We start from the raw sequence: 26766 nt of genomic DNA on the forward strand, positions 1-26766 counted from the left end.
ACTGCACAGCCAGTTTATCGGGCTCCGGGAAGCTTACAGTATTTGAACACCTAACGGCCTCGCGCCGCAGGAAGGCATTCGAAAAAACCACTTTGTGGCAATCAATGAGGAGGTAAAAATACTCAACCAACTTTTTTTCAGGGATAGGACCATGGTCTGTTTAGATCAACGTCCCGCGCACAAAGCACGTAATAGTGCCATAGGTCGTTTGAATTGCCGTGTGGCTTTGGTCGCTGCCTAAAGTCGAATTGACGGTAAACGCCGACCCCGGCCCTGGAATGAAAGACCAACTGCCACCCGTCTTAATTCTCAACATGTAAACTGAAACCGGTGTCTGTAACTGTGTACTGTTCCATAACCTAGTTTTTCCGGGCTATCAGACCACACGCGCCCTGTTCCACGATGCCCAATAAGCAGCCATTGGTACCCGTACACGTGCAGCAAATTCATACTTTTTCCGCACGGCGGGCGTTGGTGCTGGTCGTAGCCAATGGTTCCTCCTCGCCCATACTGACAAACTTCTGCGACTGCAGCATTGATTGCTGAATTCGCTCATTCGGATTTTCTGGGTGTCGTTCGATTGTCAGCAATTGGGTGAAAGCATGAAATCACAGTTCCCCCCTAAAATCGCTTTCTAATTCCAGCGTAAGAAATAGATCATATAACCTTCCTAAAGTCTTGGTATAAATAAAAATTCACCACTCAGAATAGTTGGCGCAGGATAAAAATGGCGACCTTCTAGTTCCAGGCCGCAAACGTCATTGGGCCAATTCCGCCCGTACAACAATCATAGTGCCAAACGGCGAAGACGGTAGATTAAGTTACCAACAACCTGGCGCATATGTCGCGCCAGGTTGTTGATTGTTCAGAGCGGATCAGAACAGATCGATGCCGGATCCACCAGCTGTGGCGCTGCCCCAGGTGTCGTCTTCACCGCTGCCTTCGATGTCTTTGGTCAAGAGCGACATAATATCATTGTCTGAGGCATCTTCTTGCTCCTCCATATCCTCAGGATGGGTTGAGAACACAGGCAGTGAACTGGCCGCGGTAGAGGCGTTCTCCCCGCTCCATTGGCTATACCCACCGGTTGTGCCGCCCGAGCCGGACCCTTTGGTTCCACCCGAACCGGACCCTCCGGTGCCACCCGAGCCGGACCCCTTGGTTCCACCCGAACCGGACCCTCCGGTGCCACCAGAACCGGACCCTCCGGTGCCGCCAGAGCCGGACCCCTTGGTTCCACCAGAACCGGATCCTCCGGTTCCACCCGAGCCGGACCCTTTGGTGCCGCCAGAACCGGACCCTCCGGTGCCGCCAGAGCCGGACCCATTGGTGCCGCCAGAGCCAGACCCTCCGGTGCCGCCAGAACCGGAACCCTTGGTACCGCCAGAACCAGACCCTCTGGTGCCGCCAGAACCGGAACCCTTGGTACCGCCAGAACCGGAGCCTCTAGTGCCGCCGGAACCGGACCCTCCGGTGCCACCCGAGCCGGACCCTTTGGTTCCACCAGAACCGGACCCTCTGGTGCCGCCAGAACCGGACCCTCTTGTTCCACCCGAGCCGGAACCCTTGGTGCCGCCAGAACCGGACCCTCCGGTGCCGCCAGAGCCGGACCCCTTGGTTCCACCAGAACCGGACCCTCCGGTGCCGCCGGAACCGGACCCTCTGGTGCCGCCAGAACCGGACCCTCTGGTTCCACCCGAGCCGGACCCTCTGGTTCCACCAGAACCGGACCCTCCGGTGCCGCCAGAACCGGACCCTCCGGTGCCGCCGGAACCGGACCCTCTGGTGCCGCCAGAACCGGACCCTCTGGTTCCACCCGAGCCGGAACCCTTGGTGCCGCCAGAACCGGACCCTCCGGTGCCGCCAGAACCGGAACCCTTGGTGCCGCCAGAACCGGACCCTCCGGTGCCACCCGAGCCGGACCCCTTGGTGCCGCCAGAGCCAGACCCTCCGGTGCCACCCGAGCCGGACCCTCCGGTGCCGCCAGAACCGGATCCTCCGGTGCCACCCGAGCCGGAACCCTTGGTGCCGCCAGAACCGGATCCTCTGGTGCCACCCGAGCCGGACCCTCTGGTGCCGCCAGAGCCGGACCCTTTGGTGCCGCCAGAACCGGACCCTCTGGTGCCGCCAGAGCCGGACCCCTTAGTTCCACCAGAACCGGACCCTCTGGTGCCGCCGGAACCGGACCCTCTGGTGCCACCCGAGCCGGACCCTTTGGTGCCGCCAGAACCGGATCCTCTGGTGCCACCCGAGCCGGAACCCTTGGTGCCGCCAGAGCCAGACCCTCTGGTGCCGCCAGAACCGGACCCTCCGGTGCCGCCAGAGCCAGAACCGCCTGTGCCCTGATCTTCATTCTGAATTTCATTGATTCCATCTGCGAGGTTCGCGTCATACCAATTGGCAAATGACTCACCTTCGACGCCGCCATTATGATAGGCTTTAGTGGCGCTAGCAGTCTCGTGACCTGACCCACCGGTCGTCCCCGAGCCAGAACCTGATTGATCGCTGATACCTGGATAGTTTTCTAACGTCGACATGACTAAGTCCTTTCCTAGAGCCCAAAAATGGCTGCGCCAAAGCTTTTGAACGTGCCTTCTCGCGCAGGTTCAGACGTTTGCAGCTTGGCTTTTGACGCTAAGTAAGTTTCTCATTTCTGCCAAATTATTAACAAATTGTGACCAATCTAGTCTCTGGAGCCCGCCCATTTGGAAACAATATATTGGTTTCCCATCAATTTAACGCATCCTGAGATCAATCTCTTTCCACCAGGTCATATTATTGACGCAATTGAACGCGTCGATTCGGGCAGCGCCTAGTCAGTTTCTAAATTCGGCCATAATATAAGAGTATCCTGAACACTGAGGCCACGGACGGCCTGCGCCACTTGGGTTGCAAAGCGGTCCGAAAACCGTGTGTAATCGAGGATATATGATGGGTAGCAGTAGCAATCGAAAGCGTCTGGCGAAGCTCGTTGAAGGCGCTGAAGCGCATTTTGGGGAAAAGGTTGTTACAACGTCAGCGCCCGGAGGAGAAGGCCGTGCCAGTTGGCGGTTTCAACTGGAAAGCCGATCTGTCATTGCAACGCTGAGGCCAAACTTCAGACGCACCCATCTAGAAGCCTTTGCGCTGACCAAAATCAACCAATTCTGCAGCGACATTCCCGAATGCCTGGGCGTTGTGGGTGAGATCATGTTCCAATCGGACGTGGGTGGAAAACGCCTAAACCAAGAGATCGTGAAGTTGAACCGCAGCCGACGCGCGGATGTGTCTCACGAAGCGATTGCTGCCATTTTTAGAATCCAGTCAGCGGCCCAACAGGCTGGGTTGAACACTACAATGCCGCATCTGGGCGCAAATACCGAGTGGATTGAAAACCTGGTCAAAGCGGTTTCCGCTCTGGAGCCATATTCAGCGGGGCGATCCATCGACGTGGACAGTGCCGCGCTGGCTGCTCGGATTGCCTGCCCTGCCAGCCAGTTTGTGAAGTGGGATTGCAGATCAGGTAATGCTGCGATTGGGGATGATAACCGTCTGCGTTGGTTCGATTTTGAATACTGCGGCGTGCGGCATGGGGCCGAAGATGTGGCTTGGCTATTGGGAGATGAAGCCTGGCCGATGAGCCCGGAAACGATGGAACAGATCGTGATTGCCGCGTTTGATCCAAACGGCGCACACAAGCTGGACCCTTATCTGGACTATTTGGCAATCTACTTGACCCTCCACTGTGTGCAGCGGTTCAAATTGATCATAAAAGAGGTGCACAACCGTGGCTGGTTGTCCAAAACCCGTGTGCGAAAATATGATGATGCGGGTGTCCATCCGGAATTTGCAGCCCAAATCTGCCGGGTGGGCGCCTATTTTGCAGCGCGGGATCCATTGACGGCCCCAATTGGCCGTGACTTCGAAAACGCAGAAAAGGTCTTTCAGGAAGTCTTGCGCAATGGAAATGGTAATGTCGAAGGGATGAAAATACCCGCATGAATAGTGAAGCCCCCAACAGACGTGCCCAAAGTCGATTGCGTGTGGAAACTGTCGACACATTCGCTGGATTTCAGGCAATCGAAGCCGCCTGGAAGACACTCGAAGATCGCGATCCGGAAGCAACCTTCTTCTTGTCTTGGGATTGGCTTGCTCAGGCGTTTCGGGACAATCCTTATCGGTGGAGTGTTCTTGCCGTGTATGCGCCAGATGGCGAGGATGTAATCGTCGGCCTGCTTCCGCTCAAATACGGCGTACATTGGAGTACGACCCGCAACGAATTCCAGACCGAGATTGAGGCTGGCGGACGGTTGCTCTTTAGCGAATACACCGGGTTCCTTTGTGATCCTGACAAAGAGGTCGCAGTGATGGAGGCATTGGCACTGTCCCTGCGCGCGATGCCTTGGGCGAAGCTGTCGCTGCGATATGTAGCGCAGACACGGCGTGCTGAGTTGTTTTGCGCGTCCTTTGAGCAATTTGGCTACAAGGTCTCGTGGAAAGAGTATCGCATCAATAAGGGCGAGACGAACAACCTTGTTTGCCCTCATGTTTCGTTGCCTGACGACTTTGAAACCTATCTGCAAACCAGCGTGAGCAGCAACACGCGACAACGCTACCGCCGTTTTCAACGCAAATATTTTGCCGACGGTAACTATCATTTCACCCATTGTGATGCTGACAGCTTCGAAAAAGATATCGCAACTTTGATGGGGTTCTGGAAACACAAATGGGCCCCAACAAAGGGAGGCTCAAAGTCACTGAAGGTTGCTTCCAATTTCGAAAAAGTTTTAGAAGCCGCACTCAAAACGGAGGCGCTATTCTTACCGGTATTGTGGCGAGGTGATACGCCCTTGGCGGCATTGGGGCATGTGATGGATCCAAAGAACGGGTCGATGCATTTCATTATCGCCGGGCGGGATTCAACAGCTGAAGAGGCCTTTATCGGCGCGGCTCTGCATTTCCACAGCATTGAATGTGCGATCATGCTTGGATGTCAGTACTATGACTTCGGGCATGGTGACGAAGAGTATAAGTTTAGCTATGGCGCCGAAAAAACCACGGTGCAGTATTTCTCAGTCACTCGACCAACCGGGGATCCAGAAAAAGTATTTGATTCCATCAGTACGGGTGTTGCCCTGAAACGGATTGAGAAGCTGATTAAGGCGGGCAAGACGGATCAGGCAGAGCGCGCCTGTCGCCAGTTGTCGCAGTTATTCACGTAGACCTAAAAGCGGCGATCCAGCTAGCCTGATGTCTGGACCTCCAGGCCCAATCGCTTGGTAACCTGGAACAAGGGCTACCAAATTAATGAATGTGAAATTGAGCCTGTTGGGCTATTTTTTCACCTCGATTGGAACTGTGAAGAACGGATTCCCCGTTTACTCGGAGGACAAAGAACCGAAAGGTTGCGCTGCGCCGTGGGTTCAAATTTAACCCTTCTCCTTGCCAACAACCGAGTGATCTGTGTGATCGCCCGGATCCCGGACGGTCCGCCTTGCCCAGCTCATCGGTAGTAGTGATGTCCTTGGTGAAAGCCGTTTTTCCGAATATCGATGATCAGACTTTCTTTTCAAAGCCCACATTAGGCGCGGTTTTGAAATGGTGGAACATCATCGCAAGCGGAATCACTGAGGCGAATAAGATGATGGCAAGCAATATAGAGCCATGCGCGCTGCCTGTGGCATCCAAGATTGCACCAGCTGCCGGAGGTGTAACCAACATGATCGCATAGTAAACGGTGAAGAAGATACCCATGCCAAAGGCCCGAACCTGAGGCCGTAAGGCTTGTCCAGACATTGCCATGATCACCCCAGCCGGTGCCATGCCAATCAAACCAAACAGCAAGCTTGCACCAAAGCCTGCGCCTGGCTCACTAAGCAGCAAAAGTGATACGATTGCGCCACCAATACAAACGGTCAAAACAGCATTTCGCCCGCCGAAACGATCCACAATCTGCCCGCATAATGCGCCGGACAAGATCATAACCCAACTGCCAATGCTGATAATGCCAGCTGCCGCAATGGCTGTTTGGCCAAGGTCTTCAAGCACCTTTGGCCCGAACGAAAGATAGGTGACATAGGCCGCGTTAAACACAGCCCAAGCCGCGGCTGCACACAGGACCAAACGCCATTCCTGGCCTGTAAGCGCGGCCCCTGAACCGGTTTTTGCAGGTGGTAAATCATGCGGTGCGCGGTACAGCAAGAAAACCGCCAGTGCAGCAAGTAGGCAATAGATAGATGCCACCTGAAACGGAACCTGCCAACCGTAGACCTGTGCAAGCCACGCGTGACCGACTTGGCCCATGGCGATCCCAAAAGGCCAGCTCATGACCAACACGCTCATCGCGGTCGCGATTTCGCGCCCTTCGAACCAATCGGCGATCATCTTGGTGAAATAGAGTGTCGTGAACAAAAAACCGGCACCTGCAATAATGCGGCCCATTCCAATTGCCCAGCTCTCAGCCGCCAGCGAAGATGCGACCCCGCCCAACGCCAGTGCACCCAATCCAATCACAACCATAATACGATCTGAGACAAAGCGCCCCCAATACCCGGCAGGGATGGCTAAAAACAAACCGGGAGCCATGAAAAGACCGATCAAAAAACCGATTCCCGCGTAATCAAGCCCGAAGGCGACAACCAGGTCATCGCCCACGGAAGCCACTGTCTGAAACTGAAACCCAAGTCCGATGCGGGCCAGAAACAGCAATCCCAAAATGCGCCAGCGCATCAGGACCAGCCAAGCGCACGAAGGGCGTGCACGTCATTCCAGAACTTGGTCATATGCGTGATCTTGTCACCGTCGAACTGCATGACATAGGCGTAATCCGAAATGACTGCTTTGCCCGTCGGCGGAACCGGACCGCCCTCGCCTGTCTGTGTGCCGTGAAACTCGGCTGCCACGACAACGGTTCCGCGCGCCTCGTCAGCTGCAAAAGCAGTAAGCTTGTAACGGCCATCCGGGACCGGTGTCAAAAGTCCCTTCATCCAATCGGCATAGGCGGCCAGTGTTATCGTATCGGCCAAGGCATCCGCCTGGCAGGAAAAGGTAGCGCCTTCGTGGCACCATGATTTGCAACTGTCCCAGCCTTTGCCGGTTTCACAGGCCTCGAAAAAGGCCTGCGCGGTTTGATATTGTGACATCTTGGCATCCTCCAGGTTGATTTAATGAGAGCCAGCTTAAGTCAGCAGTCCAGTATTCGTGTATCGTACAGATGCGGTAAATTCGGCGCCCCGAGTGCAGTATTCAGTTACAGCATCTGCGGGATTGCTTGTTGCGCCTCTAGTATCCACACTGAAAGCCAAGGATATTTCAGCGGAGCATTAAACGTGTCAGACCAGGTTGAACTTAGCCCTAGGGAATTGCAGATAGCGCAATCCTACGCAGGCGGAGCGACCTATCAAAAGATTGCCGACACGTTGTGCATTGCTCCGTCCACCGTGCGCACGCATCTGGCAACGATCTATCGTAAACTGGGCGTGTCCTCGAAGCTGGAATTGCGCGATACGTTGATGCCAGTTGCACCGCCATTGGCCGATTTGACCATTAATGCTATTGTCGAATTCCCTCCGCGGCCCGAGAAACCATCCATTGCCGTCCTGGCCTTTGAAAACATGTCGGGGGATTCCGAACAAGAATATTTCTCGGACGGGATCAGCGACGACATCATCACGGCCCTGTCGCGCTCGCCCTGGCTGTTCATTATCGCGCGCAACACGACCTTCACCTACAAAGGAACCAACGTCGATGTCCGGCGCGTGGCCGAGGAACTGGGCGTCAGGTTTGTGCTGGAAGGCAGTGTCAGACGCTCAGGCGACCGGGTGCGTGTCACGGCGCAGCTGATTGACGGGTTGACTGGTGGCCATGTTTGGTCTGAACGCTATGACGGCCAACTTGAGGACGTGTTCGATCTGCAAGATGAGATCACGCGCAATGTGGTGGCCTCGATCCAGACCACAGTGCATCTAAGTACCCTCCAAGAGCCGGTCGAGCGGGCGTCCCATCCCGATCTGACCGTCTGGGAACTGACGATGCGGTCCTGGCATCTGCTCTACGATTTCAACCCCGAAAGCTATGCCCATGCAAAGACCCTGCTGGAGCGCGCTTTGGCTCTGGACCCCGAAAGCGCCGAGGCAAATATGATCCTCTCGCTGATCAACCACCACATCGCCATAATGGGTTTTGTAAAAGAAACCCGACCGCCAATGGAAACGGCATATGCGCTGGCGCGGCGCGCTACGCAATTAGACGACCGCAACGAATATGCACATTGGGCGTTAGGAATCAGCTGTTGGGGTCTGCACAAATTCGACGAATCCCTCGCGGCTTTGGAGCGCGCCGTTGCCCTGAACCCGAATTGCTCGTTGGCCTATGGCAGTCTTGGCACCTTGCTGGGTATTTTGGGACGCTCTGACGACGCAATTGCAAATCAGGAAATCGCAATCCGCTCCAATCCTCTGGACCCCAGCATTTTCTTCCGGTTTTCCGGTCTTGCTTTGGCGCATTATTTGGCCGGACGATACGAGGTCGCGATCAAATGGGCCGAGCGCGCAATCCACCGCATGCCACGTTGGTATTTCGCGCATTTCGTCCTTGTCGCCAGCCGGATGGAGCTGGATCAGCCCAAACTGGCAGCAGATGCTGTCCAGGCCTGCCGGGACGTGCTGCCTGATATCTGTATGCGCGACCTTGATCGTGTTCCCTTGAAGGACCCAACAAAAATGAAAAATCTGCGCAACTGTTTACACAAGGCTGGTTTTTCCGATTGATAGTAAATTTGAGACAGCTGTCATTAGTGCAATTGCGCCGAAATCTCTGTTCGATTAAGCGGCATTTGAACCCAAAAACTCTGCCGACGTACACTCAGGCGCGTTTCAAAAAACGCGCTCCACTACCAACTTAATGATCCTGGAATGCAGCCTGTCGATCTCAACTTCATTGGTTCGCGCGGCCTCATGCCCCCGCTTGGAAAATGTCGAGGCCATATTGCTGATCGCTGAACGTTCCCAAGTAATGATCTGGGTCGCCTCTCGGTGTTTGTTTGCGAAAACCTACCGGTAACAGATGGACGCCGTATTTCCTTCCAAGCCCTGCCACCGTCATGTCTTCACGGATCGCCTCAACCGAAACCCTGGCATTGAAGCCTGCTGAGTGGTTCTTTCTCTTCGTCATTTGGGATCATCTCTTTCACAAGTTGATCCAGCTTAACTACGGGTCCGAATTCCCGCGACCACCTCTCTGTTGCAAGGTCCACATCCCATTCCCTGATTTCTTTTGCCACCAGTGGTCCAATCTCTTTGAAACTTTTAGCAAGCCGACGTCGAACCTGACCGACCTTTAAGCATTCTCGGGCCGCTGGGCCGTTCAAAACTGTGTCATGCGTCGGAGTTGCTCCAAAGATATCGGTCAGTGCCTGTCGTTCCAGGGTTGTAAGACCCTTCATGACCTCCGACCCAATCAGGAGTGATTCCGACAAACAACCATTGGCAGTGACGACCTCATGCCGGTCACACGCGAAATGGATCCATCTGATCTTGGTCTTACCCTTCATGTGGCGGATGCCCGGCAGAGCGGTCAGCGATTTTGCGGGCGCAAGTGCCTCGGCGGTGAATTCTTCCTGCAATTGCCCAGCTCCGCCCACAAAGATGCGGTGCTGCGGCGACACGATCAGATCACGAGCAGGCAAACTGGCCCCAAAAGCACCTGCCTTGATCAGAACCGGTGTGTCATCGGCCTTCGCGTCCTCCAAAGGATACTCGCTGCTGCGGGTCCAACGGATAGGTTGAGGGCCGTGATCCAACGTCTCTACCAGATCGCCGGGCTTCAAGGTTTCTACAGCGCGAGGGCCATTGGGCGTGTCAATCAACGTCGCGGGAGCATAGCAGGGTATTCCCGACGCCGTCATCTGTTGACTTGTCATTTGAGCAGGGGAAATACCCTGAAACGTTAGTGTCTCCCCCTCGGGGAATGTGAGTAAAGCGTTGCCAGACCCATCGTCAGTGACGACCACATCCCAGGTATTAACCGGGTTTCCATTCAAGTCGCGAAGGTCGGATACATCCAGTTGGTCGTTGGAATTACCATCCGCATCAGTATCACTGATATCGAAATCATAGACTGTATCGTTTGCGCCAAACTGTTCGATGACGACGAGATCATCACCAGAACCGGTTGTTATCTCATCATCACCGGTCCCACCGGAAAGCGTGTCATTGCCAATGCCACCAACCAACGTGTCGTTGCCAGCGCCACCAGTCAACGTGTCCGCTCCTGCTTCTCCGTATATCAGGTCATTTCCGTCGCCGCCATCAATGCTGTCATCTCCGGGAGCGGGGTCAGGAAGACTGGGGGTGAAGGTAATATCAGATATGCCATAGTCCGAGCCGTCGGTCAGATCGGTCTGGATCTGGGCTGTAAACACGATGTGATCAAAATCACCATGCCCAGAGACGGTGATTGTGTCGTTGCCGGTCCCTGTAGAATCGGTAAAGTCAGTTTCATAAACCAGTGTACCACCACTGTAGATCGCGTAATGACCCACCTCACCAAAAGCGTCAGTTAGCAAGCTGAGGGTGGTAAACGTTAGCTCGTCAATTGGGGCATCGATATCGACGATCAAAGTTTCGCTCAGCCCCGACGCCAGATCATATCCAATCTGCTGGTTAACGCCGCTATCGGTATCTGAGACTGACCCATTGGCCCCGAAGGATCCGGAAAACGTGCCAATGTTTGAAACACTTGCGCTGGTTAACGTCCCACCAACAACATTTTGCGCGGTGACTGTGAAACCGGTGGAAGTGTCTGTGTAGTTCGACGTGTTGATCGATATCGGCGCAGCCACCGCCTCGTTTGGATCAGTATCGCCATAAAGAACGTCATTCCCTGACCCACCGTCAATTGTGTCGTCACCGCTGCCGCCATAAACGGTATCGTTCTCCAACCCGGCCTCAATACTGTCATTGCCCATTCCAGCACTGACCACGTCTTCATGACCCAAAGCCCCCGTACCGTCGCCACCATCGACCGCATCGCCGTCGCTGTCGGTATATCCGCCAACGATGACATCATCGCCCGAGGTGCCCGTAACAATCCCGTCGCCGGAGGCAGAATAAGTGGGGGCAGTAGTTGTTGAGGCGGTTGTGACGAAATCTACGGATCCAAGTTTTGGGACAAAATAGACATTGCCATCGTCGGCCAACCAGTATTGGCCGGGCTCAACCTCATTGGTATAAGCCGAGCCCCCTGCTTCTCCACTCCAGGTCCATTGGCCCGCACCAAGTCCCGAGGGAAAGCCACCATCAGCGGTAAATGAAATTGCGCCACCGCTGATCGCATCACCGGGGTCCAAACTGCCATCACCAAGCGTGACGAGGTAGCCTGTTGGCATAACTTTCTCTCCACTAAATTCTCACGAACCTCTGAGAGGCAGTTGATTTCATTCAAATTTTAGGGTCATCACCTAAGTTCTGCAGGTCAGGGTAAAGTCAATTTGTTTCGATTTAATGGATTAGACAGAGTAGATTTGATTAAAATTGAGCAGAGTGAAGTCCAAACATCCGTAAAGTGCCTGTGAATTCAGCAATAAACACTCATCAATAATTTTGTTTCGAAACTCATCGTCGTGTTTTTCCCGACGTTCCCCAAGTAGGATGTGCATTCTTGCAGTTGGTAGTTGTTCTGGGTCCCAGTCAATCCACTTATACAAATGGCGCGGCTTTGTTGCAGAAATAGGTTGAGGGGATTCATGTTGTGAATCCAGCGTGATAGTTGACTGTCATGAGCAGCTGTGCACCAAAATCCAACAAGACCTGGTCAGATTACAATCGAGCCCTGAAGAAGCGTGGTTCGCTGTGGGGAAACTAGTGGGGGAACATCTTGGGTTTGCGGTCAAGGGCTGCATGAGAAATCTCACGCAAGCCCTTGATAGTATTGGCACCCAAGGCCGGACTCGAACCGGCACGCCCGTTAAGGCGGGGGATTTTGAATTCATCCGACATTCAAACGTTACAATAAGTTAGCCAATATTGTTCCCCCAGACATAACCCGAACAAATGCGAAATGGGGGAAACCACCTAACGGCGGCTGTTTGTCTCTGGCCGCATAGGCAATCGATCCGACACCGGCACGTCATGCGCCACCAGCCACTCGCGGATAGCGGCCCAACGATCCTGAATACCAGGTGTCCAACGCCACTGGTCTAGCTCCCCTACCCGGCGCATCAGGTCAGCCTCCCAATGAAGCTTGAACCGCAGTCCATGAGATTTGGCCCAACTTTGGAAGGCAGGACGCCAGGCTTCATGATCCGCCGCCTCTAGGGTTTCGCGTAAATCATAGGGGATTGTGTGGGGCCAGTCAGGCATGTTGTCCTCATATCGCTCGAGAACATATGAAGAACAAAGACAGGGCGTGCAAGGTTCCTTACCTGAACGTTTGTTTCTCAACTACAACGGTTACGTTGGTTCAGTATCAAACTGATTTTCAGCAAATTGATGCGCCATACTCAAACTCTTCAATATACCGGCAAACCGACCTTTGCCGCGATCATCATCAACGTCAGCTCTGCGCAGTTAGCGACCTTTGCAAAGTCGATGCCTCATGTGCCATGAGAGTGCATGAACGGCCCGGAACCTACCATTAGACCCGTCATGGCGAATGACAGGTTTGGGCTCCCTGGAGCATACGACAACCCGCACAGGACCTGACAAGCAAACGGGAGAGAGACAACACCAGGTTTTCAACTAACGTAGAAAGGCACCTTATTTTACTATACCATCTCAGTAGCCATCTATTATTGAATGCTGGAAAGGGATTTTCGTATGAGATTTGGAATATTTTTTGGCTGGGTGATTTCGGCCTCGCTGACCGCCGTCGGTGTTGCAGCCGAAGAACCGACTCCGGGCTTCAACAACAAAATTCCCGAGAACATCATGACCCCTAACGAGGTGGAAACCCGGCTGGGGACTATGAGATTCAACGATGGAATGCCGACTGAGGAAACTTCACGGCTGGTCTATGACAACCTTGATTTCATGCGCGGTGTTGAAACTTTTTTGAACGGCATCCCTGCGGCATCAGTCGAGGCGATCCGCCTTGGGAACGTCGAGATGGGCGTGACGCAGGCGCATCAGGCGATCATCATGGATAACTTCATGGACGCCAACCCGCTGTTCCTCACTGGAAACACCGGAACAGTCTATGTCAGTTCCTTCCTTGATCTGAAGCGCGACGGGCCAACCGTGATGGAAATCCCTTCGGGTATGGGGCCTGGCACGGTAAATGATGCTTATTTCCGTTTCGTTGTCGACATGGGCGGACCGGGGCCGGACAAGGGAAAGGGTGGCAAGTATTTGATCTTGCCGCCGGGCTATGACGGGGATGTGCCGGAAGGCTATTTCGTTTCTACCTCGCCCAGCTATGCCAACTGGGTAATCCTGCGCGGGCTGATCAAGGACGGCAAGCCGGATGCCGCCAACAAGATGTTCACTGATGGCCTGAAAATCTATCCGTTGTCACAGGCCGACAATCCGCCGGAAATGGAGTTCATCAGCGGCTCCACGAAGGTTTTCAACACCATCCACGCCAATACATATGAGTTCTACGAAGAGCTTCACACGGTGATCGACCGCGAACCGGTGGACTTTCTCGATCCGGAACTGCGCGGGTTATTCGCGTCCATCGGCATCATAAAGGCAAACCTTTTGCACCGGACGCACGGATGGAGGCCATTCTGCAGGACGCCATCAAGGTCGGCAACGCCACCGCCCGCGCGATAACTTTCGACACCCGCGATCCGAATGCTTATCTTTATGAGGGTAGCCAGTGGAAGACCGCATTCATCGGGCGGGATTATCGCTGGTTGCTGGATGATGGCATGGGCGGGCGCAATCTGGATGCTCGCACGTTGTTCTTTATCAGGCAACGGTGAACACCCCGGCGATGGCGCTGCAAATCCCCGGCGTCGGGTCGAACTATGCCTATGCCGAGCGTGACGGCAATGGTGACTTCCTGGATGGGGGCAATAATTATAAGATGACCATCCCAGCGGATGCGCCGGTCAAGAATTTCTGGTCGATTGTGATCTACGATCCGCAAACCCGGTCCGAGCTTCAGACAGATCAACTTTACCCCAGCAAGAACAGCGCACGTGGCGGGTTTGACACCAACGCCGACGGGTCTGTCGATCTGTATTTCGGGCCAGAAGCCCCGGCAGGCAAGGAGGCAAACTGGACCCAGACTGTACCCGGCAAGGGTTGGTTCACTCTACTGCGCGTCTATGGCCCACTGGAGCCATGGTTCGAAAAAACCTGGAAACCAGGTGAATTTGAACTCGTGAAATAGTCAGGCAACTGTTCCGGGTCCGGACTTACAAACTCTGCAATACTGGTATGATTGCCGTAGTTGACGACCTGACCCGGAGTTTCCCAGAACGCTGCTAAGCCAACTTCATTGACTGATGTTTCGGTAGATTGGCTTAGCCAAAATCTCTGATGAAAAGACATTGGATAACTCGACCGTGGCTTTGGCCACTGTCCTGTCCGTAAGCGTAGCAAACTTTGGCGCGAAATGCAGTGCATGACCGCGTCACACTCTTCGTGTCGGACGCTGCCCTGCACCAAGGTCTTACAAGGGCTGGAACCGGCCGTTAGACGTGTCTGGCACCAAGGTCGGCAATGCGCAGATAGCGACCTTTGCAAAGTCGCGCGAACGGCCCAACCCGCCCTTCACATTGCTGGGTGGCGCTGCATTGCAGATTCCCCGAAGCGGACAGTGGTGCATTCACGTAGCAATATTGAAGTCCTATCCGCCTTTTGCCACCAGTCGGCACCTCACGGCGGTGTAAATACTGCCTGTTGGCAGGAAGCATCTCAGAAGACTTAACGTACGTTTTCGTATGTTTCGACGATGATCTTGCTAATATTTGGCTCAAGCAGCGCCCTCTTTGATGTTGAGGGGCAGGCTTGGCTGGGCAGTCCGAGAGATGACGTAGGTGCCGTCTACTTGTCCGACAGCAATTGAGCTGAAAAAGCCACATGGCTCTGGCATTTTCAAGTCATCAAAAGTAGGGGTATGCTTATGATTGATCTTACAAAAATAATTATTGAGGGTGACTTAGAATGAAGATTCATGAGTTTGAGTTGGGCGCGGAAGATGCACGGAACCTGAATTTGCGGAGCGTAAACCAACGATAGGATTTTTTGAGATCTTTTGTGACACCACGTGGTTTTAAACTTGATGACTTTTTTATTGGAAAAAATTCTTTGTATCAGGAACAAAAGGATCGGATAAAACAGCCCTATTACAATTTATTCAAATAAAGTCAGAGGCGGAATTGAATGCCATTACGGGGTTCTACTATTTTCAAAGCGGATTTCGACCCTCTGAGCTTGAACAATTTAAGGCAGCACTCCTAAAGGATTTGTCGTCTGGTGACGTATTGTACGATGATCCAAAATTTAAAAATGAAGATGAATTACCTGTTTATCGGCGGACATTCCTCCTGTCGGAGACATCAAAATTGCTTAAAAGGGCTAAACTAACTGAAGGTCCTGTGCAGATCTTTTATAAAGCCGTTGAAACCCTGAAATTAGCTTCGAAAGCTAAGTTTGTCAGGAAAAAATACCCAGCGGTAAAAGGTTTCAGAGGGAAAGTTGGAGCAAATCCATCAATTGAAGTGGATGGGGTGGTCGAAGCCACTGATATACAAGACTTTGATAGACTCATTGAGGATGCAGAAAACGCGCTAGATGCAGTGTCTCTCGAAACACAACCCGTTTTTATGTTTGTTGATGAACTTGAAGTCTACCAATCAAACGACGATGAGGAAGAGCTGAAATTGCTTGCAGTAGCATCACTTGTAAGGGCTGTCAAAGACTTCAACGAGAGATTCTTCGATACCAATATTCGAATAATTGCTGCCGTACGTTCCGAAGTCGTAACTGAGGTCTCGGTGGTTCAGGGAGAGGTTTATCGGATTGTAACAGGTCGTGGGATCGAAATTGGTTGGCCTGAGACTGAACTTAACGGGTTTCATCCGCTTGAAAAAAATCATCTTAAGTCATCTTGCAGCTCAAGACCCAGAGATTTCAGGTGACGATACAGATCTTACGGCCGCGATGCTACGCACGGCACTAAAGAAATACTTTCCGTCAGCAACATCTTTGCGGAAGACGCTAAATTTAACATGGTACCGGCCAAGAGACATGGCGTTAGTATTTGAAATTGCTAGATCTATGGATGGAGATTTCGATTGCTTTAGAGATGAGACGTTGTCGTTTTCCGTTTTGAAAAAACTTGGAGAACGAATGTTAATAGATGCGAAAGCTGGCCTGGGCGTCAAATATAAACCCTATGAAATTGACGCTATGGATCGCGTTTTACGGGGTGGCCGAAATAGCTACAGTCGACAGGAATTCCAGCTTCGGATAGATGACCTTGCCGATCAATATGACGATGTAGCCTTGCTTTCTGACAGTAGGTGGACTGAAGTTGTAGCCGATCTATACAAAGTTGGAATTTTACGTGTGGAAAACACGAATTCCAATTTCATCCATTTCCATCATCGCGGTGATTTCATACCAAGTTTGACAGACGATTTTTTGATCAAAGTGAATCGATCACTTGTGAAGACGTTATCAATTTCGTGATTTTGTGTCACATATTGATATATTGCATGCTGACACCTGCGAACTCTCCTAAACGGCTTCCTTGTCGTGAATTTTACCAGTGTGGCTTATCAGAAAAGGGAGATTGCCGGGGCATAGTCATTGAAGGTCTGCTTGTGTGTTGCAATGACGCAGTTGCAGCATCGTCTCGCCATCTAGGCCGATGATGAAATCTAACTTCCGCTTTGGGCTGATTTGAGTAGCCCCACTTGCGTGGTCCAATTTGAAAGTTAGTGCATGGTTGGCCTTTGGTCCACCGGGACGATGGCCTCAGGCGCCGGAGGGCGGTAGCCCAGAGCACTGTGGGGTCGTTTGGTGTTGTAGTGTTTCCTCCAGCTTTCGATGATGATCTGGGCCTCACGGAGCGAGTAGAAGATTTCTCCGTTCAGCAGCTCGTCCCGCATTCGCCCGTTAAAGCTCTTGCAGTATCCGTTCTCCCAAGGGGATCCTGGCTCAATGTAGGCAGTCCTTGCCCCAACCGCTTTGATCCAGTCCCTGACGGCCTCCGCTATTAACTCAGGGCCGTCGCCCATTGGGCTCGAACCAATGGCGCCTTCAATGGGCAACTCCGACCGAATGTACCCAGGCACGCCACGCAGGATAAACAGGTCCGTCAGCGCGTCGATGACCTCGTTCGAGTTCAGCCTCCGTTTCACTCTGATCGCCAGACATTCCCGGCTGTGTTCGTTCAGAATATTCAATGTCTTGAACGACCTGCCATCATCGGTTCGGTGATGCACGAAACCGTACGATCCCTTTGCCCGGCAGGGCATGTTTACATGCCCGAGAGGAGGACATGATTGCGATATTCTGGACGCAGCCGGACACATGATCCGTCCGCTGCCCGTCAGGGCATTGCACAGCAATGTCCCGGGAGGGTTCATCCTGAGCCTTCCAATTCTTGGGTTGCTTCATTGGAACCTTCAGCCCCTCGCGCCGCCATAGGCGTTCAACACGCTTGTCATTCACTCGCTGCCCGGCAGGGTATTGCACCGCAATATCCCGAGAGGGGCCAACCCGCGTCTCTCAGTAGCGCGGCAATCCGACGGTAACCGTATCGTCCATACTAGCGTGTCAGCTCGATCATGTCCGCAACCAACCGATTTTCGTCAGCACGCCCCTGCGGCACTCGACGTTGTGTGGACCGGTGTTGGCCCAGAACCCGGCATATACGACGCTCAGAAACCTTCATCTGGCTGCGTAGGTGATCAATGCAGGCACGTCGGCGCGAGGGGCTCAGGGGCTCCGCCCGTTCAGGGCTGAAACGGTCTGATGACCGTTTCCGGGACGCCCCTCACTCCCGATGCGGCCTCCTTCAAGATCAGTTTATCCAGTGTCAGGTCAGAAACCGCTCGGCGAAGGCGCTCGTTCTCTTTCTGAAGACGCCTTAGTTCCTTGAGTTGTTCTGCGCCCATTCCACCGTACTTGTTCTTCAGCGGTAATGGGTTTGTTCAGTCACATTGATCTGTCTGATTGCGTCTATCCAGGGCATGCCTTGCCCCAACAGCGCTTCAACCTGGCTTAACTTCACGACAATCTCTTCGGGCCTAGGTCTCTTAATTGCCATCTATGGTCCTCCGATTTCCTAATCATAGGTGCGGACCTCTCTTCGGGGGGAGGCTCAGTCAGATGCGCCTCTGGTCGTTCGTACCGCTGCAGAGCTAATACTTGGCACTGGCCAACGTCCAAATGCCGCGATCCAAATGCGCCGCGACCAGTTTCAGGGCGAGTGGATGCAAGTCTTGGACGAAAAGGGCGGCGAATCCTTTGAAACTTATTGCCCCGAGGATTTGCGCAGATACCTCGACTTGATTTCAAGCACTGGGAAACATGTCCTTGCCAAGAACCTTAGCCAGCCACTGGGGTACAATGCGATTGAAAAAGCATTCGTGCATGGCGCAAAAGTTTAGGAGAAAAAGCCAAACCCAACGTTCTACATGGATTGCGAAAGCTGGCGATCATCTGCTTGGCCGAGGCCGGGTGCAGCGATGCCGAAATTCAGGCTGTAACCAATCAGAGCGCAGAAATGGTCGCATATTACCGCAAAAAAGCAAGTCGCCGGGCACTGTCCCAAGCAGCTCACAAGCGCCGCACTTAAATGCAGACCAGAACAAGAACAGAACAAGAAAGAGTGAGTAAGGTGGGGGAACATCTTGGGTTTGCGGTCAAGGGCTGCATGAGAAAACTCACGCAAGCCCTTGATAGTATTGGTACCCAAGGCCGGACTCGAACCGGCACGCCCGTTAAGGCGGGGGATTTTGAATCCCCTGCGTCTACCATTCCGCCACTTGGGCCTCGACGCACTCTCTACCCAAGCCTGCAGCCGAGGTCCAGAGACAAATCTCGCTTTAGGCATAACATTTTGTCAGTTTTTTTATCCCCCGTGTTGACCTGACCCTGCCAGAGGTGTTCAACCCGAAGAAACAGGCAACAGGACATCTATTCCCATGCTGCGAAGCATCTATAACTGGACCATGGCTCTGGCAGACCACCCGCGGGCCCTGTGGTGGCTGGCACTGGTGGCTTTTGTTGAGAGTTCCGTGTTTCCGATCCCACCGGATGTCCTGATGATCCCGATGATTCTGGCGCGTCCCTCGCGGGCCTGGCTGATTGCGCTGGTGGCCCTGGTGGCCTCGGTGCTGGGCGGAGTGCTGGGTTATGCCATTGGCGCCTATTTCTACGACAGCATTGGACAGCCGGTTCTGGAGGCCATGGGCAAAGGGGACGCGATGGAAGCCTTTAACTCCAAGTTCAACGATTTTGGCTTTTGGGCGGTGCTGGGTGCTGGTGTTACCCCCTTCCCGTTCAAAGTGATCACCATCATGTCCGGCTGGACCGGCATGCCCTTGGGTACCTTTGTTGCCACCGCGATATTGGCGCGCGCGATGCGGTTTTTCCTAGTTGCTGCCTTGCTTTGGAAGTTCGGCACACCAATTCGTGATTTCATTGAAAACCGTTTGGGGCTTGTCTTCACCGTCTTTGTCGTGCTGCTGTTCGGTGGATTTTTTGCACTTAGGTATCTCTGACTCATGCGTCGACTATTAATTCTTGCTGCCGCTGGCGGCTCTGCAGCCCTGCTCTTGGGCGCCCTTGGATTTCAATACATCGGCGAGATGCCGCCCTGTAAACTATGCTATTGGCAACGATACCCCCATGTTGCAGCGGTCGGTATTGGCGCATTGGCATTGCTGATACCCGGTGCGATTCTGCCCTATTTGGGCGCGCTGGCCGCCCTGACAACGGCCGGCATTGGCCTGTACCACTCGGGGGTTGAGCGCATGTGGTGGGAAGGCCCGACCACTTGTACCTCTGGCCCAATCGGAAACCTGACGCCCGAGCAATTGATGGAACAGATCATGGGAGCACCATTGGTGCGCTGCGACGAGGTCCCATGGGAAATGTTCACTTTGTCGATGGCCTCGTGGAACGCCATCGCTTCGCTGATATTGGTGGGGTTCTGGATCGCAGCGGCTAAAAGCAGCCGCTGACTATCCCGGACCTGAAGCCGCACTGCGGCTTCAGGTCTCAGGTCTCTTTCTTGGTCGACAGCAGCAGATTGGTTTCGCTGCTGACAACCCCATCAAAAGTCCGGATCTTGGCCAGTGCGGTATCCAGCGTTTCCAGCGTCTCGGTGCCCAACTCGACAATCAGATCCCAGCGACCGTTGGTCGAATGGATGGCGCGCACTTCAGGAATGCCCTGCAATTGACGGGTAATCCGATTGGCACCGCGGCCCTCAATTCCAATCAACATCAACCCGCGCACCGGATCACGCAGTACATCCTCTTTGACGACCACGGAAAATCCCAGAATGTCACCCCGCGTCTGCAACCGCTCAATCCGTGCCCGCACGGTGGTTCGCGACAGGTTCAGCTGGATTGCCAGGTCCGACAGTGACGCGCGCGCATCATGGCGTAGAGCTGACACCAGGCGCTCATCCGTTTTGTCCATATCTTATTCCAATTTGATCATTCAATGCCCCTTATGCACAAAATCACATCTATTTTCCACCGCAAAACGGAGATTACTTGGGCGCAACAACAGAATTAGCCAAGGAGCGTCCCCTCGTGAACCCGAAAACCTGTATCCTGATTGGCGCCCCCGTGGACAGTGGAAAACGTCGGGCTGGCTGCCTGATGGGCCCCGACGCCCTGCGCACAGCGGGCCTGACATCTGCATTGACCGGCCTGGGCCTTCAGGTCAAAGATTTCGGCAATCTGGTGCCTGCTCCACATGATGTGGATAGCGAAGATGGGCCATTGTATGCCCCGAACCAAACCATCGGCTGGACTAAGCAGCTGGCTGAAACCGCAGAACAGGCCATGGACTGCGGTTTGCCTATTTTCCTTGGCGGCGATCACGCACTGTCGCTGGGATCAGTTGTTGGGGTGGCCAACTACGCGGCCAGCCAAGGTCGTCCTCAGTTTGTGCTATGGCTCGATGCGCATACAGATTTTCACACGCCGCTGACTACTGACAGTGGCAATCTGCACGGCACTCCGGTGGGCTACTTCACAGGTCGCTCTGATTTTGACGGCTTCCCAGAGGTGGAACACCCGGTACCCGAGGACAATGTCTGCATGATCGGGCTACGGTCGGTGGACACCCCGGAACGCGAGGCGCTCGAGGCCAGTGACATCCGCCGCTTTGACATGCGCCAAATCGATGAAGCTGGCATTGCCGGACCCCTATCCGGTTTTCTTGAGCACGTCGCCCGCAACAACGGCATGCTGCATGTCTCGCTCGACGTTGATTTTCTCGATCCGTCAGTGGCACCGGCGGTTGGCACCACGGTGCCCGGCGGTGCCACGGTTCGTGAGGCGCATCTGGTCTGTGAGATGCTGCATGATTCTGGCTTGATGACTTCGCTTGATCTGGTCGAGCTGAACCCATTTCTGGATGAACGCGGGCGCACTGCGCATCTGATGGTCGATCTCTGTGCCTCGGCGCTTGGTCGCCGGGTCTTTGACCGCCCCACCCGGAGCTATTCGTGACCATACAACAAGCACCACGCGCGGTGGTCATGATCCGGCCGCATCACTTCTGCTCAAACCCCGAAACCAGCGGCGACAACGCATTTCAGACACTGTCAAACAGGTCCGCCATGGACACGTCACAGGCCGCCATGGAAGAATTCGATAGCGCCGTAACCCTCCTGCAGTCAGCCGGTGTAACAGTGCATGTCTTTGACGACACCAGCACCAAGACACCGGACAGCGTGTTTCCCAACAATTGGTTTTCGACACATATCGGCGGCCATATCGCACTGTATCCGATGTTCGCGGCCAACCGTCGTAAAGAACGCCGCCAGGACGTCATTGAAATGCTCAAACTGAATTACCGGGTTCAGGATGTGATCGACTATTCCGGGCTGGAACAGGACAATCTGTCGCTGGAAGGCACCGGCGCCATGGTGCTCGATCACATCAGCCGCATTGCCTATACTGTGCAGTCCAACCGGGCTGATCCGGTTCTGCTGGAGCGGTTTTGCACTCACTTCAACTACGAACCCATTGCTTTCGAAGCCAAAGATGCCTTTGGGAATGACGTCTACCACACCAATGTCCTGATGGGCATTGGCACCGAATACGCGTTGATCTGTCTTGACATGATCGTAGATCCAACGCGCCGGGCCACCGTGGCGCAACGCCTGGAAGAAAGCGGCCGCGAGGTTATCGATCTTAACCAGGATCAGATCTCATCCTTTGCCGGCAACGCAATGGAGCTGACAGGTAACCGCCGCCTTTTGGCCCTGTCCGCACGGGCACTGGATGCCCTTAGCCCCAGTCAGATCACCACAATTGAGCGCAGTGCGACGCCACTGCCGCTCACTATTCCCACAATCGAAACCGCAGGAGGATCCGTGCGCTGCATGCTGGCCGGCGTCCACCTGACCGCCCGTGAAAGGATCACCCCATGACCCAACCATCTGAGAAGGCGCTTGTGCCTTTTGTCAGCGTCGACAACATGATGCGGCTTATCCACCATGTCGGTGTCGAGCAGATTCTGTGCGATCTGGCGGGCTATGTCGAAGATGATTTCAAACGCTGGGAACTGTTTGACAAAACGCCCCGTGTGGCCAGTCACTCGGATGTTGGGGTGATCGAACTGATGCCCACCTCGGACGGTGAGGCTTACGGCTTCAAATACGTCAATGGCCACCCCAAAAACACTTCTGAGGGCCTGCAAACGGTCACCGCCTTTGGCCTGCTGGCGGATGTCTATACTGGCTATCCGGTGCTACTGACCGAAATGACAATCCTGACCGCCCTGCGCACGGCAGCCACCTCGGCGATGGTGGCGAAATACCTGGCCCCAAAAGGTGCCGATACCATGGCGATGATCGGCAATGGGGCACAGTCGGAATTCCAGAGCCTAGCCATGAAGGCAATTTGTGGCATCACCTCGGTCCGCCTGTATGACAACGATCCAGCTGCCACCGCCAAATGTGCGGCCAATCTGGCTAGTACCGGCCTGAATGTGGTGATCTGCACCTCGCCTGAACAGGCGATTGAGGGGGCCCAGATCCTGACGACCTGCACCGCCGACAAACAATGCGCCACCATCCTCAGTGACAACATGGTGGGTGCGGGTGTGCATATCAACGCCATCGGCGGCGACTGTCCCGGCAAGACGGAACTGGCGGCCGGTATCCTGTCCCGGTCTGATGTCTTTGTTGAATTTCCACCCCAGACCCGCGTTGAGGGCGAAATCCAGCAGATGCCCGAGGACTTCCCGGTCACTGAATTGTGGCAGGTGATCACCGGGGCCAAGACAGGCCGCACCAGCGCCGAGCAGATAACTCTGTTTGACAGCGTCGGCTTTGCAATCGAGGATTTCTCGGCTCTGCGTTACATTCGCGATCAGATCAAAGGCAGCGATTTCTTCTTTGAACTGGACATGTTGGCCGATCCTGATGACCCGCGCGACCTGTTTGGCATGGTCCAGCGCGCCGCCCAGTAAGAACCACAGCCCGGCGCATCTGCCGCCGGGCTGCTCTATCGTCGTTAGCTGCGGCTGCGTTTCTCAAATCGCGGCAGCATCGCCGAGAAATCCATCCCCTGCCCGCCTTCATTTTCAACGAACTGCGCATACAGCGCCTGTGCCAACTGCCCCATCGGCGTGTCCGCATCGGCGCTTTCTGCGGCCTGTTGTGACAGACGCAGATCCTTTAGCATCAATTCCGCTGCAAACCCCGGCTGGTAGTCATTATCGGCAGGCGACTGCGGTCCAACACCGGGTGCCGGGCAATAGGCGTTCATAGTCCAGCTATACCCGGATGAGGTCGACACCACATCAAACATCTTTTGGCGATCTAGCCCCAGTTTGTCAGCCAAAGCAAAGGCCTCGCAGGTGGCGACCATGGTGACGCCAAGGATCATGTTATTGCAGATCTTGGCAGATTGCCCGGCCCCGGCCGCGCCGCAATGTACGGCTTTTTGGCCCATTACATCGAATAATGGATCAGCTACGGCAAAGGCGTCAGCGCTGCCACCAGCCATAAAGGTCAGGGTGCCGCCCGCCGCGCCGCCAATGCCGCCAGACACCGGCGCGTCGACAAACAACAGGGCCTTTTCCGCCGCCTGCCCGGCCACTGCGCGGGCAGATTCCACGTCCACAGTCGAGCAATCCACCAGCGTCGCACCTGCAGCCATCACCGGCAGCACCTGATCGGCCACTGCCCGCAAAATCTGACCGTTGGGCAACATGGTGATCACCACATCGGCCCCCGTTGCAGCCTCGGCGCCCGACGCGGCCATCGCAACACCGTCGATTGCGACATCTGCCATATCAAAGCCCGTGACCTCATGGCCTGCCCTGGCCAGATTGGCCGCCATCGGGCCGCCCATATTGCCAAGTCCAATAAATCCGATTTTCATGGTTTAACCCTCTTCAAATGTAAGTGCATCGCCGTGCAGAGGCTGCAACATCTTGCCTACAGCGCTTATCGGGACATTCATGTCCGCAAATTTCCACTGTGGCTTTCGGTCTTTGTCGATGATCAGGGCCCGAATGCCCTCTAAAAAATCCGAGTGTTCCATGGCGCGATGGGTGAACCGATATTCTAGGTCCAATGCCTTACGCATCGACAACAAAGACCCGCGTAGCCGGTGCAGCATTTCAACGGTACAGGCCATCGACAGCGGCGCATTGCGCTCCATGGATTTCAGCGTCGCGGCGGCAAACGCGCTGTCCTCACCGCGCAAGGTGATCAGGATATCGCCCAGTGTTTCGCCTGCAAAGTGGCGATCCACATCATCCTGCAGATCACGCAAGCGCCCCGGTTCTGGCGTAGTGGCCGCCTCCGTCAGGCAAATCGGGTCGCCATCGGCTTCCAAGGCAGTGATTAGGCCCGGCCAGTCTGACTGGCTAATATACAGATCAGCAAACCCCGCAAAAATCGCGTCATCGGCGCCCATACGGGTGTTGGTGACCCCAAGATATTCACCCAACCGCCCCGGAGCCAGCGCTAACAACAGTGTGCCGCCCACGTCCGGAACCAACCCGATGCCGACCTCTGGCATCGATATCTGGCTGCTCTCACCAACAACACGCTGGGTGCCGTGGCAACCAATGCCAACACCGCCACCCATTGTGAACCCCTGCAGAAAGCTGACCACCGGCTTGGGGTACTCAAAAATTCTGGCATTCATCCGGTATTCGTCGCGCCAGAACCTGCGGCCGTAGTCAAAGTCGCCCTTGGTTCCGGTGTGATACATCTCGGCAATATCGCCGCCAGCGCAGAACGCCTTGTCGCCCTCGGCGTCCAATACAACCACCTGAACCGTATCATCATTGGCCCAGGCCAAAAGCGCCGCATCAATCGCCATGCACATGTCATAGGTCAACGCATTCAAAGCATCAGGCCGGGTCAGTGTAATCCGGCCAGCTTTGCCCGAAATGCGGATATTGATGTCACTCATAAATTTGGTCCCTTAGCGCTGTTCGGCCAGCAGATGCCGCGCCACGATCACCCGCATGATTTCATTGGTGCCTTCAAGAATCTGATGCACCCGCAGGTCACGGACAATTTTCTCGATGCCATAGTCCGCCAGATAGCCATAACCACCGTGCAGCTGCAAACAGCCATTGGCCACATCAAAGGCCACGTCGGTGACCATCAGCTTGGCCATAGCGCAAAACTTGCTGGCATCCGGCGCGCCCGTATCTAATTTCCAGGCTGCCTGCCGCAGGAAGATGCGCGCCGCCTGCAGTTTGGTTTCATATTCAGCCAGCCGGAACTGCAAACCCTGAAACTGATCGATGCTTTTGCCAAACGCCTTGCGTTCAGACATATATTGCAGGGTCAGGTTCAGCGCCTGCTGGGCGCCGCCAAGGGCACCTGCCGAGATGTTCAAGCGGCCGCCGTCCAGCCCCGCCATCGCATAAGAGAACCCCTTGCCCTCAACCCCGATCAGGTTGTCCGCCGGGACGGTGCAGTCATCAAACTGCACCTGCGTGGTGGGTTGCGCCTGCCAGCCCATCTTGGCCTCAAGTGCGCCAAACGACAGCCCCGTTGCGCCGTCCTCGACCACCATCGCCGAAATCCCCTTGGGGCCATCCTCGCCGCTGCGCACCATGCAGAGATAGGCATCTGAGTAGCTGCCACCCGAGATGAACGCCTTGGTTCCGTTCAGGACATAGCCGTTGTTGGTTTTTTCTGCCCGTGTCCGCAGCGCCGCCGCGTCCGACCCTGACCCGGGTTCGGTCAGGCAGTACGAGAACACTTTGGACATTGCGCACAGGTCCGGCAACCATTTCTGCTTGGTCTCGTCCGAGCCAAACTTGTCGATCATGCCGCCGCACATATTGTGGATCGACAGGAACGATCCCACCGCCGGGCAGGCCATCGCCAGGGCCTCGAATACCAGTGTCGCATCCAGCCGGGACAGGCCCGATCCGCCGTATTCATCCGAGACATAAAGCCCGCCAAACCCCAGCTCGCCGATCTGCGGCCATAGCTCCTTGGGCATGGTGCCTTCGGATTCCCAGGCCTGGGCATGTGGCGCGATCTGCTCTTGTCCGAATGCAAAGGCCATGTCGAAAATGGCGGCTTGTTCCTCGGTTGGTGCAAAATCCATATCGGGTCCCTCGGTTGATCTGAATGCTGATGTTATAACGCCTG

23 protein-coding genes, 1 tRNA gene and 1 pseudogene are annotated in these 26766 nt (G+C 54.7%); 14 read left to right on the forward strand and 11 right to left on the reverse strand.

Features of this window, described 5'->3' with window-relative positions; genetic code table 11:
- Nucleotides 1-875: 875 nt before the first annotated feature.
- Nucleotides 876-2537 (reverse strand): hypothetical protein, encoded by a 1662-nt coding sequence (locus EBB79_RS11755; protein ID WP_127749071.1) that lies wholly within the window; start codon nt 2535-2537, stop codon nt 876-878.
- Between the two features lie 394 nt (nt 2538-2931).
- Between EBB79_RS11755 and EBB79_RS11760 the strand changes: the two genes are divergently transcribed.
- Complete coding sequence (locus EBB79_RS11760; protein WP_127750971.1) at nt 2932-3981, forward strand: phosphotransferase; 1050 nt, start codon at nt 2932-2934, stop codon at nt 3979-3981.
- Nucleotides 3978-5201 carry a GNAT family N-acetyltransferase gene (locus EBB79_RS11765; protein WP_127749072.1) on the forward strand — a complete coding sequence of 408 codons (1224 nt, stop codon included), beginning with the start codon at nt 3978-3980 and terminating at the stop codon, nt 5199-5201. The genes EBB79_RS11760 and EBB79_RS11765 overlap by 4 nt, the downstream gene beginning before the upstream one ends.
- 334 nt (nt 5202-5535) lie before the next feature.
- On the opposite strand, the gene EBB79_RS11770 is transcribed toward EBB79_RS11765, so the two are convergent.
- Nucleotides 5536-6708 (reverse strand): MFS transporter, encoded by a 1173-nt coding sequence (locus EBB79_RS11770; RefSeq protein WP_127749073.1) that lies wholly within the window; start codon nt 6706-6708, stop codon nt 5536-5538.
- Nucleotides 6708-7121: an ester cyclase gene (locus tag EBB79_RS11775; protein WP_127749074.1), complete on the reverse strand. Its 414-nt coding sequence runs from the start codon at nt 7119-7121 to the stop codon at nt 6708-6710. The genes EBB79_RS11770 and EBB79_RS11775 overlap by 1 nt, the downstream gene beginning before the upstream one ends.
- 186 nt (nt 7122-7307) lie before the next feature.
- Between EBB79_RS11775 and EBB79_RS11780 the strand changes: the two genes are divergently transcribed.
- Nucleotides 7308-8747: a tetratricopeptide repeat protein gene (locus tag EBB79_RS11780; RefSeq protein WP_202977614.1), complete on the forward strand. Its 1440-nt coding sequence runs from the start codon at nt 7308-7310 to the stop codon at nt 8745-8747.
- A 350-nt stretch (nt 8748-9097) separates the two neighbouring features.
- On the opposite strand, the gene EBB79_RS11790 is transcribed toward EBB79_RS11780, so the two are convergent.
- Nucleotides 9098-11365, reverse strand: coding sequence for a Hint domain-containing protein (locus tag EBB79_RS11790; RefSeq protein WP_127749077.1), 2268 nt, complete (start codon nt 11363-11365; stop codon nt 9098-9100).
- A 685-nt stretch (nt 11366-12050) separates the two neighbouring features.
- Nucleotides 12051-12338: a hypothetical protein gene (locus EBB79_RS11795; protein ID WP_127749078.1), complete on the reverse strand. Its 288-nt coding sequence runs from the start codon at nt 12336-12338 to the stop codon at nt 12051-12053.
- Between the two features lie 456 nt (nt 12339-12794).
- Between EBB79_RS11795 and EBB79_RS24665 the strand changes: the two genes are divergently transcribed.
- The 5 genes from EBB79_RS24665 (at nt 12795) to EBB79_RS11810 (ending at nt 16622) form a co-directional block, all read left to right on the forward strand.
- Nucleotides 12795-13751, forward strand: a complete 957-nt coding sequence (locus EBB79_RS24665; RefSeq protein ID WP_202977615.1) for a DUF1254 domain-containing protein — start codon at nt 12795-12797, stop codon at nt 13749-13751.
- Nucleotides 13694-13903 carry a hypothetical protein gene (locus EBB79_RS24670; RefSeq protein ID WP_202977616.1) on the forward strand — a complete coding sequence of 70 codons (210 nt, stop codon included), beginning with the start codon at nt 13694-13696 and terminating at the stop codon, nt 13901-13903. Before EBB79_RS24665 ends, EBB79_RS24670 begins: the two co-directional genes overlap by 58 nt.
- Complete coding sequence (locus EBB79_RS24675) at nt 13900-14316, forward strand: DUF1214 domain-containing protein (protein WP_202977617.1); 417 nt, start codon at nt 13900-13902, stop codon at nt 14314-14316. Before EBB79_RS24670 ends, EBB79_RS24675 begins: the two co-directional genes overlap by 4 nt.
- A 967-nt stretch (nt 14317-15283) precedes the next feature.
- On the forward strand, nt 15284-16069 hold the full coding sequence (locus EBB79_RS11805; RefSeq protein WP_420850408.1) for a hypothetical protein: 786 nt from the start codon (nt 15284-15286) through the stop codon (nt 16067-16069).
- 109 nt (nt 16070-16178) lie between these two features.
- On the forward strand, nt 16179-16622 hold the full coding sequence (locus EBB79_RS11810) for a hypothetical protein (RefSeq protein WP_127749080.1): 444 nt from the start codon (nt 16179-16181) through the stop codon (nt 16620-16622).
- Nucleotides 16623-16870: 248 nt separating this feature from the next.
- Here EBB79_RS11810 and EBB79_RS11815 read toward each other — a convergent pair.
- Nucleotides 16871-18207 (reverse strand): annotated as a pseudogene (locus EBB79_RS11815) (integrase core domain-containing protein).
- Between the two features lie 28 nt (nt 18208-18235).
- On the opposite strand from EBB79_RS11815, the gene EBB79_RS11820 reads away from it, so the two are divergent.
- A complete protein-coding gene (locus EBB79_RS11820; protein WP_127749081.1) occupies nt 18236-18550 on the forward strand; it encodes a site-specific integrase in 315 nt (104 codons plus the stop codon).
- A gap of 298 nt (nt 18551-18848) precedes the next feature.
- On the opposite strand, the gene EBB79_RS11825 is transcribed toward EBB79_RS11820, so the two are convergent.
- Nucleotides 18849-18934: transfer RNA gene (locus tag EBB79_RS11825), tRNA-Leu, on the reverse strand.
- 153 nt (nt 18935-19087) lie between these two features.
- On the opposite strand from EBB79_RS11825, the gene EBB79_RS11830 reads away from it, so the two are divergent.
- Together EBB79_RS11830 and EBB79_RS11835 are read left to right on the forward strand one after the other, a co-directional pair.
- Nucleotides 19088-19666, forward strand: a complete 579-nt coding sequence (locus tag EBB79_RS11830) for a YqaA family protein (RefSeq protein ID WP_127749082.1) — start codon at nt 19088-19090, stop codon at nt 19664-19666.
- Between the two features lie 3 nt (nt 19667-19669).
- Nucleotides 19670-20128 carry a disulfide bond formation protein B gene (locus EBB79_RS11835; protein WP_127749083.1) on the forward strand — a complete coding sequence of 153 codons (459 nt, stop codon included), beginning with the start codon at nt 19670-19672 and terminating at the stop codon, nt 20126-20128.
- Nucleotides 20129-20165: 37 nt separating this feature from the next.
- On the opposite strand, the gene EBB79_RS11840 is transcribed toward EBB79_RS11835, so the two are convergent.
- Entirely contained in the window at nt 20166-20591 is a 426-nt protein-coding gene (locus tag EBB79_RS11840) for an Lrp/AsnC family transcriptional regulator (protein ID WP_127749084.1), read from the reverse strand.
- Nucleotides 20592-20776: 185 nt separating this feature from the next.
- On the opposite strand from EBB79_RS11840, the gene rocF reads away from it, so the two are divergent.
- From rocF to EBB79_RS11855, 3 genes are read left to right on the forward strand one after another with little or no spacing between them, the layout of a single operon-like run.
- The gene (rocF, locus tag EBB79_RS11845) at nt 20777-21634 is read left to right on the forward strand and encodes an arginase (RefSeq protein WP_420850409.1); all 858 of its coding nucleotides are present in this window, start codon (nt 20777-20779) and stop codon (nt 21632-21634) included.
- A 29-nt stretch (nt 21635-21663) separates the two neighbouring features.
- Complete coding sequence (ctlX, locus tag EBB79_RS11850; protein ID WP_420850410.1) at nt 21664-22560, forward strand: citrulline utilization hydrolase CtlX; 897 nt, start codon at nt 21664-21666, stop codon at nt 22558-22560.
- Nucleotides 22557-23603, forward strand: coding sequence for an ornithine cyclodeaminase (locus tag EBB79_RS11855; RefSeq protein ID WP_127749087.1), 1047 nt, complete (start codon nt 22557-22559; stop codon nt 23601-23603). Before ctlX ends, EBB79_RS11855 begins: the two co-directional genes overlap by 4 nt.
- A gap of 44 nt (nt 23604-23647) precedes the next feature.
- On the opposite strand, the gene mmsB is transcribed toward EBB79_RS11855, so the two are convergent.
- Genes mmsB through EBB79_RS11870 form a run of 3 tightly spaced genes read right to left on the reverse strand, consistent with a single transcriptional unit; the run spans nt 23648 to nt 26722 of the window.
- On the reverse strand, nt 23648-24520 hold the full coding sequence (gene mmsB, locus EBB79_RS11860; protein WP_127749088.1) for a 3-hydroxyisobutyrate dehydrogenase: 873 nt from the start codon (nt 24518-24520) through the stop codon (nt 23648-23650).
- A 3-nt stretch (nt 24521-24523) separates the two neighbouring features.
- Nucleotides 24524-25564 (reverse strand): enoyl-CoA hydratase/isomerase family protein, encoded by a 1041-nt coding sequence (locus EBB79_RS11865; protein ID WP_127749089.1) that lies wholly within the window; start codon nt 25562-25564, stop codon nt 24524-24526.
- A gap of 12 nt (nt 25565-25576) precedes the next feature.
- On the reverse strand, nt 25577-26722 hold the full coding sequence (locus EBB79_RS11870) for an acyl-CoA dehydrogenase family protein (RefSeq protein ID WP_127749090.1): 1146 nt from the start codon (nt 26720-26722) through the stop codon (nt 25577-25579).
- Nucleotides 26723-26766 lie beyond the last annotated feature (44 nt).

It is taken from the genome of Parasedimentitalea marina, from assembly GCF_004006175.1.
GTDB lineage: Bacteria > Pseudomonadota > Alphaproteobacteria > Rhodobacterales > Rhodobacteraceae > Parasedimentitalea > Parasedimentitalea marina.

Excerpts from the sequence above, each read along its gene's own strand:
- EBB79_RS11755 (WP_127749071.1), bottom strand. The coding sequence starts at position 2,537 with ATGTCGACGTTAGAAAACTATCCAGGTATCAGCGATCAATCAGGTTCT.
- EBB79_RS11760 (WP_127750971.1), top strand. The coding sequence starts at position 2,932 with ATGGGTAGCAGTAGCAATCGAAAGCGTCTGGCGAAGCTCGTTGAAGGC.
- EBB79_RS11765 (WP_127749072.1), top strand. The coding sequence starts at position 3,978 with ATGAATAGTGAAGCCCCCAACAGACGTGCCCAAAGTCGATTGCGTGTG.
- EBB79_RS11770 (WP_127749073.1), bottom strand. The coding sequence starts at position 6,708 with ATGCGCTGGCGCATTTTGGGATTGCTGTTTCTGGCCCGCATCGGACTT.
- EBB79_RS11775 (WP_127749074.1), bottom strand. The coding sequence starts at position 7,121 with ATGTCACAATATCAAACCGCGCAGGCCTTTTTCGAGGCCTGTGAAACC.
- EBB79_RS11790 (WP_127749077.1), bottom strand. The coding sequence starts at position 11,365 with ATGCCAACAGGCTACCTCGTCACGCTTGGTGATGGCAGTTTGGACCCC.
- EBB79_RS11795 (WP_127749078.1), bottom strand. The coding sequence starts at position 12,338 with ATGCCTGACTGGCCCCACACAATCCCCTATGATTTACGCGAAACCCTA.
- EBB79_RS24665 (WP_202977615.1), top strand. The coding sequence starts at position 12,795 with ATGAGATTTGGAATATTTTTTGGCTGGGTGATTTCGGCCTCGCTGACC.
- EBB79_RS24670 (WP_202977616.1), top strand. The coding sequence starts at position 13,694 with ATGGAGGCCATTCTGCAGGACGCCATCAAGGTCGGCAACGCCACCGCC.
- EBB79_RS11810 (WP_127749080.1), top strand. The coding sequence starts at position 16,179 with ATGGCGTTAGTATTTGAAATTGCTAGATCTATGGATGGAGATTTCGAT.
- EBB79_RS11830 (WP_127749082.1), top strand. The coding sequence starts at position 19,088 with ATGCTGCGAAGCATCTATAACTGGACCATGGCTCTGGCAGACCACCCG.
- EBB79_RS11835 (WP_127749083.1), top strand. The coding sequence starts at position 19,670 with ATGCGTCGACTATTAATTCTTGCTGCCGCTGGCGGCTCTGCAGCCCTG.
- EBB79_RS11840 (WP_127749084.1), bottom strand. The coding sequence starts at position 20,591 with ATGGACAAAACGGATGAGCGCCTGGTGTCAGCTCTACGCCATGATGCG.
- rocF (WP_420850409.1), top strand. The coding sequence starts at position 20,777 with ATGGGCCCCGACGCCCTGCGCACAGCGGGCCTGACATCTGCATTGACC.
- ctlX (WP_420850410.1), top strand. The coding sequence starts at position 21,664 with ATGATCCGGCCGCATCACTTCTGCTCAAACCCCGAAACCAGCGGCGAC.
- EBB79_RS11855 (WP_127749087.1), top strand. The coding sequence starts at position 22,557 with ATGACCCAACCATCTGAGAAGGCGCTTGTGCCTTTTGTCAGCGTCGAC.
- mmsB (WP_127749088.1), bottom strand. The coding sequence starts at position 24,520 with ATGAAAATCGGATTTATTGGACTTGGCAATATGGGCGGCCCGATGGCG.
- EBB79_RS11865 (WP_127749089.1), bottom strand. The coding sequence starts at position 25,564 with ATGAGTGACATCAATATCCGCATTTCGGGCAAAGCTGGCCGGATTACA.
- EBB79_RS11870 (WP_127749090.1), bottom strand. The coding sequence starts at position 26,722 with ATGGATTTTGCACCAACCGAGGAACAAGCCGCCATTTTCGACATGGCC.